The organism is Actinomadura sp. 7K507 (genome assembly GCF_004348425.1).
Lineage (GTDB): Bacteria > Actinomycetota > Actinomycetes > Streptosporangiales > Streptosporangiaceae > Spirillospora.
On the sequence record NZ_SMKK01000082.1, the window covers coordinates 25,343 to 35,636 of the forward strand.

At 72.6% G+C, this 10,294-nt stretch carries 6 protein-coding genes and 2 pseudogenes; 7 read left to right on the plus strand and 1 reads right to left on the minus strand.

What is annotated here, in order from left to right; all coding sequences use genetic code 11:
• The first annotated feature begins 155 nt into the window (after window positions 1-155).
• From E1285_RS19920 to thiD, 3 genes are all read left to right on the plus strand, one after another.
• On the plus strand, window positions 156-1,076 hold the full coding sequence (locus tag E1285_RS19920) for a thiamine-phosphate kinase (RefSeq protein WP_132154209.1): 921 nt from the start codon (window positions 156-158) through the stop codon (window positions 1,074-1,076).
• Window positions 1,077-1,177: 101 nt separating this feature from the next.
• The gene (locus tag E1285_RS19925; RefSeq protein ID WP_132154211.1) at window positions 1,178-2,029 is read left to right on the plus strand and encodes a cellulose binding domain-containing protein; all 852 of its coding nucleotides are present in this window, start codon (window positions 1,178-1,180) and stop codon (window positions 2,027-2,029) included.
• Between the two features lie 56 nt (window positions 2,030-2,085).
• Window positions 2,086-2,898 carry a bifunctional hydroxymethylpyrimidine kinase/phosphomethylpyrimidine kinase gene (thiD, locus tag E1285_RS19930; RefSeq protein WP_132154213.1) on the plus strand — a complete coding sequence of 271 codons (813 nt, stop codon included), beginning with the start codon at window positions 2,086-2,088 and terminating at the stop codon, window positions 2,896-2,898.
• A gap of 81 nt (window positions 2,899-2,979) precedes the next feature.
• Here the strand turns inward: thiD and rpmB are convergent, their stop codons facing one another.
• Window positions 2,980-3,174, minus strand: coding sequence for a 50S ribosomal protein L28 (gene rpmB, locus E1285_RS19935; protein ID WP_030164391.1), 195 nt, complete (start codon window positions 3,172-3,174; stop codon window positions 2,980-2,982).
• Window positions 3,175-3,402: 228 nt separating this feature from the next.
• On the opposite strand from rpmB, the gene E1285_RS19940 reads away from it, so the two are divergent.
• From E1285_RS19940 to E1285_RS19950, 4 genes and pseudogenes are all read left to right on the plus strand, one after another.
• The gene (locus E1285_RS19940; protein ID WP_132154215.1) at window positions 3,403-5,046 is read left to right on the plus strand and encodes a DAK2 domain-containing protein; all 1,644 of its coding nucleotides are present in this window, start codon (window positions 3,403-3,405) and stop codon (window positions 5,044-5,046) included.
• A 102-nt stretch (window positions 5,047-5,148) separates the two neighbouring features.
• Window positions 5,149-5,490: pseudogene (locus tag E1285_RS47420) on the plus strand (ATP-dependent DNA helicase RecG); the annotation flags it as partial.
• A 1,599-nt stretch (window positions 5,491-7,089) separates the two neighbouring features.
• A pseudogene (locus E1285_RS47425) lies at window positions 7,090-8,364 on the plus strand (ATP-dependent DNA helicase RecG); the annotation flags it as partial.
• A gap of 131 nt (window positions 8,365-8,495) precedes the next feature.
• Window positions 8,496-10,250 carry a serine/threonine-protein kinase gene (locus tag E1285_RS19950; protein WP_132154219.1) on the plus strand — a complete coding sequence of 585 codons (1,755 nt, stop codon included), beginning with the start codon at window positions 8,496-8,498 and terminating at the stop codon, window positions 10,248-10,250.
• Window positions 10,251-10,294 lie beyond the last annotated feature (44 nt).

Below are 10,294 nucleotides of genomic sequence, written 5' to 3' on the forward strand. Positions count from 1 at the left end.
TGGCCGTCGGACGGTTCACCGTATCGTGTTACGGGCCGCCGCGGGCGGCGGGGGGAGCGCGTGCCGCGATGAGGGCGCCGGGACCTGCCGGGACCCGGGGAAGGACACCGGGAGACACGTGGGAAGACGCGGAGAAGGCACGGGAACGGCGCGAAATGGGCACCATCGGCGAAGCGGGCGAGTTCGGGTTGATCGCCCGGTTGACGCGGCGGCTGCCGCAGGGGCGTGACATCCTTCTCGGCCCGGGTGACGACGCCGCCGTGATCGCCGCCCCGGACCGGCGCGTCGTCGCCACCACCGACCTGCTCGTGGAGGGCAGGCACTTCCGCCGCGACTGGTGCGGCCCGTACGACATCGGACGCAAGGCCGCCGCGCAGAACCTCGCCGACGTCGTCGCCATGGGCGCCCGTCCCACGGCGCTGCTGGTCGGGTTCGCCGCCCCGCCCGCCACCGCCGTGGACTGGGCCGAGCGCCTCTACGACGGGCTCGCCGACGAATGCCGCGAGGCGGGCGCGTCCGTCGCCGGCGGTGACGTCGTCGCGGCCCCGGAGGTCACCCTCGCCGTCACCGCGCTCGGCGATCTCGGCGGCGCGGAACCGCTCACGCGCTCTGGGGCGCGTCCCGGCGACATCGTGGCGGTCCGGGGGCGGCTCGGCCACGCCGCGGCCGGCCTGGCGCTTCTCAGCGAGGGCAGGGACGGCCCCGCCGAACTGATCGCGGCCTACCGCCGTCCAGAACCCCCGTACGCGGCGGGGGAGGAGGCGCGTTCCCGCGGTGCCACCGCGCTGCTGGACGTGAGCGACGGCCTCGTCCAGGACCTCGGGCACATCGCCGCCGCCGGCGGGGTCGGGATCGAGATCGACTCCTCGGCCGTGCCCGTGCCGGAGATCCTCGGGCCGTCCGGGCCGGTCTACGCGCTCACGGGCGGCGAAGACCACGCGTTCGCCGGAACTTTCCCTCCGGACGCCGTGCTGCCCCCATCCTGGAAACGGATCGGGGTCGTCGCCGAGGGGACGGGAGTGCGCGTGGACGGGCGTGAGCCGCCGACCGGCGGATGGGACCACTTCCGGGCGTGAACGCGGCGTGCACGGAGCGCGTACGACTGTAAGCGTTGACGGATCCTGTAGGCATGTTTGGTAGGGGTTTGGTATACATCCTGTGATCGAAGAGGGATGGGATGGGACGACACAGCAGGGTTGAGCAACCGGACGAAGACCCCCTACCGGGCGCCAGTGCGTCCCAGGGGCCGTTCTACGAGGCTCCGCCCGGCAGGCCGTACGACGACTTCTCGGGGCCGACCGACGACCGGGTCTACGTGTCGCCGCACGACCGCGTCCCCACCGGCCCTCCGCCCGGTGCGGACCGCCAGCACGGTCCCCCCGGACGCCGCGTGTTCGAACCGCTCCCGGGCGACTATCCCGGTGACTATCCAGGGGCTCCCGGCGCCTACTTCGCCGCCGCTCCCGACCGGCCTCCCGACCGGGCGGCGACCGAGTCCCGCGCCGGCGGCTCCGGTGGACGCAAACGGCTCGGGTTCCTCTCCGCGCTCCCCGTCCCCCTGATGCCGATCCTCGCGCTCGTCATCGCCGTCGGGATCGTCTCCTACGCGCTCAGCACCCAGCAGATATCCCTCAACTTCGCCGGCGGCGCACCGCAGCGGACGCAGACCGACCAGCGTGACAGCCAGGTCTCCCAGCGCGGTCCGGGCGAGCGCGAGGGCCGCGGCGACGGCCTCGTCGTCGCGTTCCGGGTCGCCTCCAAGAGTCCCGGCGGATTCAAGGCCACCGCCACGATCGCCAACAAGGGGTCGCAACCGGTCGGCAAGTGGGCGCTCGCGTTCAAGATCCCGTCCGCCTCGGTCACCGCGGTCAGCGGCGCCGCCGTCGTCCGGACCGGCGAGACCGCGTTCGTCCGCGGCCGCACCGGGATCGCGCCCGGCCAGACCGTGCGGATCGTCTTCGCCGCGCAGGGGACCGCGGCCGGCCCCTCGTCGTGCGTCCTGAACAGCAGGCCCTGCGCCATCGTCTGAACGGCGCCGTCCCCTGGAATCGGCCCGATCCCTCAGACCAGCATAAAGTGGACGGCATGACGCGCGCCCCCTCCACACCCCAGGCCCCGCCCCTCGTGCTCACCGTCGCGGGCTCCGACTCCGGCGGCGGCGCCGGAATCCAGGCGGACCTGAAGACCATGCTTGCCCTCGGCGTCCACGGGATGAGCGTCATCGCCGCCGTCACCGCGCAGAACTCCCTCGGCGTCCAGGGCTACTGGGAGCTGCCGCCCGAGGCGGTGCGCGCCCAGCTCGACTCCGTGCTGGCCGACATCGGCGTCCACGCGATCAAGACGGGGATGCTCGCGTCCACGGTCCTCGTCGAGACCGTCGCCGAGGCCCTCGCCGGCTCCGGCGCGCCCGCCGTCGTCGACCCCGTGGGCGTCTCCAAGCACGGCGATCCGCTCCTCGCCCCCGACGCCGTCCACGCGGTCCGCTCGGCCCTGCTGCCGGCCGCGACCGTCGTCACACCGAATCTCTACGAGGTGGAGCAGCTCACCGGCGTCAAGGTGGTGCAGGAGGCGGGCATGCGCGAGGCGGCCGAGGCCGTCAAGGCACTCGGCCCGCAGTGGGTCCTGATCAAGGGCGGGCACCTGCCCGGCGAGCCCGCCGACCTGCTGTTCGACGGCGAGCGCGAGCACCGCTTCAGCGCGACCAGGCACGACAACCGGCACACCCACGGCACCGGCTGCACGCTCGCGTCGGCGATCGCGTCCCATCTGGCGCTGGGCGAGGACGTCCCCGCGGCCGTCGCGAAGGCGAAGGAGTACGTGACCGGCGCGATCGCCGCGGGCTTCCCGCTGGGCGCCGGCATCGGCCCCGTCGACCACGCCTGGCGGCACCGCACCTGAGACACGCCCGCACCCGTACACACGAAAGCCGGCTCACCGGACGACACCGATGAGCCGGCCGAAGCCCCGCCCGGTCCGGACTCAGACCGTGGGCTTGACGACCTTGCCGGCCTTGATGCAGGACGTGCAGGCGTTGATCCGCTTGGTGCTGCCGTTCACGACGGCGCGCACGCGCTGGATGTTGGGGTTCCAGCGGCGCGGGGTGCGGCGGTGCGAGTGGGAGACGCGCATGCCGAAACCGGGTCCCTTGCCGCAGACGTCGCAGACGGAAGCCACGGGAAACTCCAAGTGGTGTCGATGCTCTGACAGGAGCGCCACCCGATGCCGCCGAAGAGCGGGCCGGGCATGATGGGTGCTCACCGATAACGCCCCGGACGAGGCGCACGGATCAGACTAGCCGACAGCCCACCGCGTACGCGAATCACGCCGCCGCCCGCCCGGCTTCCCGGAACCGCCCGCCGCGCGGTACAGAAGAGGTGCTGGACGGCGAGAGAGGGCGGGTCCGTGGACGAACTCCTTGACGGGGCGGCTGTACGGCGGTGGTGCAGGTTCGCGGGTGAGGCGCTGGGGCGGGTCCGGGTGGAGATCGACGCGCTCAACGTGTTCCCCGTCCCGGACGGGGACACCGGGACCAACCTGCACCTGACCGTGATCGCCGCGGCCGACGCGCTGGACGAGCTGCCGGCCACCGCGGACACGGCCCGGGTCTGGCGGGCGCTGGCGCAGGGCGCGCTGCTCGGCGCGCGCGGCAACTCCGGGGTGATCCTCAGCCAGGTGTTCCGGGGGCTCGCGGACGTCCTCGGCCCCTTGGAGGCGCCGCCGGACGGCGCGACGCTCGCCAGGGCCCTGGACCACGCGTCCGGCCTGGCCCACGACGCCGTGGAGCATCCCGTCGAGGGGACGATCCTGAGCGTCCTCGCGGACGCCGCCGCGGCCTGTGCGTCCGGACCGTCCGGAACCGGGCTCGCCGAAACGGTGCGCGCCGCCGCCGGCGGGGCCCGGCGGGCCCTGCGCCGCACCACCGGGCAGCTCGACGTGCTGGCCCGCAGCGGAGTCGTCGACGCGGGCGCGGCCGGGCTCTGCGTGGTGCTCGACGTCCTCGCCGCCGTGATCACCGAGGAGTTTCCGGAGCGTTACGAGATCCCCGCCCGCGCCGGCGCGACACCGGCGCCCGCGCAGGAGCATCCGGAACCGCACGGGTCCGGCCACCACGGACCCGGCCACCACGGGCCCGGCCACCACGGGCCCGGCTACGAGGTCATGTACCTGCTGGACGCGGCGGACTGCGCCGTCCACGCCCTCAGGGAGACGCTCGACGGCCTCGGAGACTCGCTCGTCGTGGTGGGCGGCGACGGCCTGTGGAACGTCCACGTCCATGTGGACGACGCCGGGGCGGCGATCGAGGCGGGCATGGCCGCCGGACGCCCGCACCGGATCCGCGTCACCTGCCTGCACGCAGGCGACGGCGAGCGTCCGCACGCGCCGCACACCGGCCGCGCGGTGATCGCCGTCACCGCCGCGGGCGGGCTGGCCGCGCTGTTCGAGGAGTGCGGCGCCCGGGTCGTCCGGCGGGAACCGGGCGCGGTGCCGCCGCTCGCGGTACTGGCGGAGGCGATCCTCGCGGCGGGCGACGAGGTGACCGTCCTGCCGAACGAACCCGAGGTCCTCTCGCTCGCCGAGGCCGCCGCAGAGCGCGCGCGGGACGGCGGCGCCCGGATCGAGGTGGTGCCGACGAAGGCGTCCGTCCAGGGAATGGCGGCGCTCGCCGTGCACGACCCGCTGCGCCGCTTCGGCGAGGACGTCATCGAGATGACCCGCGCCGCCGGCGCCACCCGTTTCGGCCACCTGGAGGTCGCCGGGCAGGAGGCGGTCACGAGCGTCGGCCTCTGCCGGCCCGGCGACGTCCTCGGCCTGATCGAGGGCGACGTCGTCACGATCGGCGCGGACGTCACCGAGGTCGCCCGGCACCTCGTGGACCGGATGCTGGCCGGCGGCGGAGAACTCGTCACGCTGATCGCGGGCGCCCACGCGCCCCCCGCCCTCGCCGGAACCCTCGAAGAGCACCTGCGGGTCGGGCGACCCGATGTGGAGGTCGGCGTCTACGCCGGCGGCCAGGAGCGATATCCGCTGCTCATCGGCGTTGAATGAACGTCCCTCATCCGGCCTGCCGCTGGCACCGGCACTGGTGCAGGGCCGGGGATGAAAGACGTTCAGTGATTCCCGTCGCCGGCATGGGCTAGAAAAGACTGCGTGGCGAACCTCGACGAGCCGTTGCGCGGTGTCCTCGGCGACAAGACGGCCAACGCGCTGAAGAAGGGCCTCGACCTGCACACGGTCGGCGACCTGCTGCACCACTACCCGCGCCGCTACGCTCACCGCGGCGAGCTCACCCAGCTGAGCGGCCTGCAGGACGGCGAGCACGTCACGGTCATGGCGGAGGTCGTGAAGGTCCAGGGCCGCAGCCTGACCCGCAGCCCCGGCTACGTCCTGGAGATCACCGTCACGGACGGGACCGGGCTGCTGAAGCTGAGCTTCTTCGGCCGCAAGGGCTCCTACCGGCCGGAGAAGGAACTGTCGCCCGGTACCCGCGGACTGTTCGCCGGGAAGATCAGCACCTACCGGCCGCGCAGCGGCAAGGAGGTCCGGCAGCTCACCCACCCGCAGTACAAGGTCGTCGCGGAGAAGGGCGCTGAGGAGGCCGCGCAGGAGTGGGCCGACGAGATCATCCCGATCTACCCGTCGAGCAAGGCGCTGCCCATCGAGACGATCGGCACGTCGGTCGGGACCGTCCTCGACCAGCTGACGCTCCCCGCCGACCCGATGCCCGGGGCGCTGCTCGGCCGCCGGCGGCTGACCGGCCTGAGCGAGGCGTACGAGGGCATCCACCGGCCCCGGACCTGGGACGAGCTGAACCGCGCCCGCGCCCGCCTCAAATGGGACGAGGCGTTCGTCGTCCAGGTCGCCCTCGCCCAGCGCCGCCTCGCCGCCGCCGCGCTCCCCGCGACTTCGCGTCCCCCCGCCTTCGGCGGTATCCAGGCGGAGTTCGACGCCCGCCTGCCCTTCGAGCTCACCAAGGGCCAGCGCGAAGTGGGCGAGGAGATAGCCGCCGACCTGGCCCTCGAACATCCCATGCACCGCCTCCTCCAAGGCGACGTCGGCTCCGGCAAGGCCCAGCCGCTTGATGCGGAAGTGCTGACGCCGGGAGGCTTCCAGCGAATGGGAGATCTCCTGGTGGGGGACGAGGTGATCACACCCGGCGGTGAGATCACCGTGGTGACGGGTGTGTTTCCGCAGGGTGAGCGTGAGGTCTACAAGCTCGTCTTCTCTGACGGTACTTCGGTCGAATGCGATGAAGAGCATCTGTGGGCGGTGAAGACCGACACGGGCTGGCACCGGGGGAGAGACCTCAAGGTTCTGACCACACGCCAACTTCGCTCCGATCTACTCCGGAAGTCCGGGGGCAGCAAGTGGTACGTGCCGCTCGTCCAGGCGCCGGAGCTCGATTCGCCGTCAGAGCGTCCGGTAGATCCTTACCTTCTGGGCCTAATTCTCGGTGACGGATTCATGAAATACGGGCGCGTCGAGATCTCGACGCAGGACCAGGAGATCGTCGAGTCGGTGGCCGAACTGCTGCCGGACGGATGCCGGCTGCGCAGAAAGCTCGACCGTCCTCTCGACTGGTCGATCCTCGGTGTGCGGCGGGGGACCGGGAACCCGCTGATCGCCGCGCTCCGCGAACTCGGGGTTTATGGCAAGGGCGCCCGTGACAAGTTCGTGCCGCCCGCCTACATGACAGCCCCGATCAAGAATCGGCATGCGCTGCTGCAAGGGTTGCTGGACACGGACGGAACGCTGAGGGCGCAGGGCTGGGACGTCAGTTTTGTCTCTGCATCAAGCCAGCTGGCGGAGGCCGTCGCATGGCTCACCCGTTCACTCGGCGGCTACGCCAGGTGCCGACCGGTCCAGAAGGTCGGGAAGCAGTATTGGATGACGAGCGTTGCGCTCCCAAATGAGTTCCCGCCTTTCCGGCTGTCCCGAAAGAGCGACAGTTTCAAGCCGCGGGCCAAATATGAGCGCAGGCGTAAGGGTATTCGCGCCATTGAGTGCGTTGGCCGGAAGGAGGTCCAGTGCATTTCCGTAGCGCATCCGAGCCGCCTTTACGTAACGGACGGCTGGACGCCCACTCACAACACGGTCGTCGCGCTCCGGGGGATGCTGCAGGTCGTGGACGGCGGCGGGCAGGCGGCGCTGCTCGCGCCGACCGAAGTGCTCGCCCAGCAGCATTACCGGTCGATCACCGGCATGCTCGGCGACCTGGCGCAGGCGGGCCAGATCGGCGGCGCCGAGAACGCCACGCGGGTCGCGCTGCTCACCGGCTCGCAGGGCGCGAAGGCGCGCAAGGAGGCCCTGCTGGACGCGGCGTCCGGCGCCGCCGGGATCATCGTCGGCACCCACGCGCTCCTCCAGGAGAGCGTCCAGTTCGCCGACCTCGGCCTCGTCGTCGTGGACGAGCAGCACCGCTTCGGGGTCGAGCAGCGGGACGCACTGCGCGAGAAGAGCGGCGGCGGCCGTCCGCACGTCCTGGTCATGACGGCGACACCGATCCCGCGCACGGTGGCGATGACGGTCTTCGGCGATCTGGAGACCTCCGTCCTCGGGCAGTTGCCGGCGGGCAGGTCGGAGATCCAGACCCATGTGGTGCCGCCGGAGAAGCCCGCGTTCTTCGCCCGGACCTGGGAGCGCATCAAGGAGGAGGCCTCCAAGGGCCGCCAGGTCTACATCGTCTGCCCGCGCATCGGGGAGAAGGAGGGCGACGAGGGCGACGCCATGGACACGGGCGACGAGTCGGGCCGCCGGTCCCCGCTGGGGATCATGGAGGTGCTGCCGAAGCTGGAGGAGCTGCTTGACGGCCTGCGCATCGGCGTCCTGCACGGCAAGCTGCACCCGGACGAGAAGGAAGCGGTGATGCGCCGCTTCACCGACCGGGACCTGGACGTCCTGCTCGCCACCACCGTCATCGAGGTCGGTGTGGACGTCCCCAACGCCACCGTCATGGTGATCATGGACGCGGACCGGTTCGGCGTCTCCCAGCTCCACCAGCTGCGCGGCCGCGTCGGGCGCGGCTCGCTGCAGGGACTGTGCCTCCTGGTCACCGACGCCGAACCCGGAAGCAAGTCGCGCGAGCGGCTCGACGCGGTAGCGTCCACCACGGACGGCTTCCGGCTGTCCCGCCTCGACCTGGAGCAGCGCCGTGAGGGCGACGTGCTGGGCGCGGCGCAGGCCGGCCGCACGTCGAGCCTCCGCCTGCTCACCCTCCACCGCGACGAGGACGTCATCCGCGACGCCCGCGAGGAGGCCACGGCCCTGGTCGAATCCGACCCCGGCCTGGCGGACCACCCCGGCCTGGCCACCGTCCTCGCGTCCCTCCTGGACGACGACCGCGCCGACTTCCTCGAAAAGGCCTGACCTTCGGGACAGATGACTCAGAACGCACGGCCGATCACGGACGTCTAACGTCTTGAGCGTGGATGGTGACCATCCAGGGCCCGGACGGGTACTGCTTCCGTTGCGGGTTCTTGTGCGACGGAGGAGCTCCCATGGCGGGCGTTGGCCCCTTGCTGCCGGACGACCCGGCTCGGCTCGGGCGGTACGAGCTGGTCGGACGGCTGGGGGAGGGCGGCCAGAGCGTCGTCTATCTGGGACGCCGTGACGACGGCGCGCAGGCGGCGGTGAAGCTGCTGCGCGACCGGCTCAGCCGTGACCCGGAGTGGCGGGCGCGGTTCGAGCGCGAGCTCGGGATGATCGGGCGGGTCGCGGGCTTCTGCACCGCGCAGGTCGTCGACGCCGACGTCTCCGGCGACCTTCCCTACGTCGTCAGCGAGTACGTGCCGGGACCGTCGCTGAGCGGGCTCGTGAACGAGCAGGGCCCCCGGACGGGGACCGATCTCGACCGGCTGGCGATCGGGACGGTGACGGCGCTGGCCGCCATCCACCGGGCCGGGATCCTGCACCGCGACTTCAAGCCGTCCAACGTGCTGATGGGACCGGACGGGCCGCGGGTCATCGACTTCGGCATCGCGCGGGTCATCGGCTCGTCGTCGGCGAAGGCCAGCGGTGTCGTGGGCACGCCGTCGTACATGGCGCCCGAGCAGGTCGCCGACGGGGAGCTCGGCACGGGCGTGGACATGTTCACGTGGGCGGCGACGATGGTGTTCGCGGCGACGGGGCGGCATCCGTTCGGCAACGACACGATCTCCGCGGTGTTCCAGCGGATCCTGCACTACGAGCCCGACATGTCGGCGCTGCCGGAGTCGCTGCGGGGGGCCGTCGCGTCGTGCCTGGCCAAGGACCCGGCGATGCGCCCGGAGGCGCAGCAGGTCCTGCTGAACCTGCTCGGCGGCGAGGTCCGGGCGGAGCGGGGCGACGATGGGACGCTCACGACCGGCGCCGACTTCGCCAGGACGCCGCCGGCGCCGCCCACCGTCGGGAGGCCGGGCCGCCTAGCCGGAACGGACTCGGGCACGGGCCCCGCCCCGCAGCCGCTGACCGTGCCGCCGCGGCGCCGGCGGCGGGTCCTGGGAGTCGCCGCCGCCGTGCTGGCGCCGCTGCTCGCGCTCGCCGTCGGCGGGACGGCGTGGGCGCTGCTGTCGGACGGCTCGGACGATCCCGCACGGGCGAGCGCGGCTGCCGCCGCGCCGCCGGCCGCGGCCGTGGAGGCGGTGGAGCCGGCGGCGCGGGCGATCGAGGCGGTGCTGAGCTTCGACCACGCGTCGCTCGACGAGAACGTGGCGGCGGCGCACCGGGTGTCCACGCCCAGGTACGGCGCCGACTACGACCGGCAGCTGGCGACCCGCGAGTACCGCGAGGAGCTGAAGGACAAGAAGGGCTCGGTCACGGCGGACGTCGCCGATTCCGCCGTGGTGGCCGCGTCCCCGGGCAAGGTGACGGTCCTGTCGTACGTCAGGCGGACGGTCCGCGCGGAGGACGCGGATCCCAGCCGCCTCCAGGACCCGATGCGCGCGACGCTGGTCAAGCAGGGGAACGGGTGGCTGCTCGACAGCCTGTACTCGCTGAAGGCGGGCTCGCCCAGGCTCGACACGTCGGGTTCGGCCTGGCCCGGCGCGCAGGCCCGGGGGGCGATGGAGACGGTGGCGCGGCACCCGTCCGTCGCGTCCGGGTCGGCGGTCGATATCGCCCTGCGCCCGGCCGGGCCGGAGGACCGGCTCCTTGCGCTGGTCATGCTCGGCCAATGCGAGGCCGGCTGCACCGACGAGGACCCGGTCATCTTCCAGAGGCTGGTGCTCCAGCGCTCGGGCGGCGGCTGGAAGGTCACGAACTCCGAGCGGCTGTGAACGCCGGAGGGGGCGCCTCCCCGCTGGGAGGCGCCCCCTCCGGC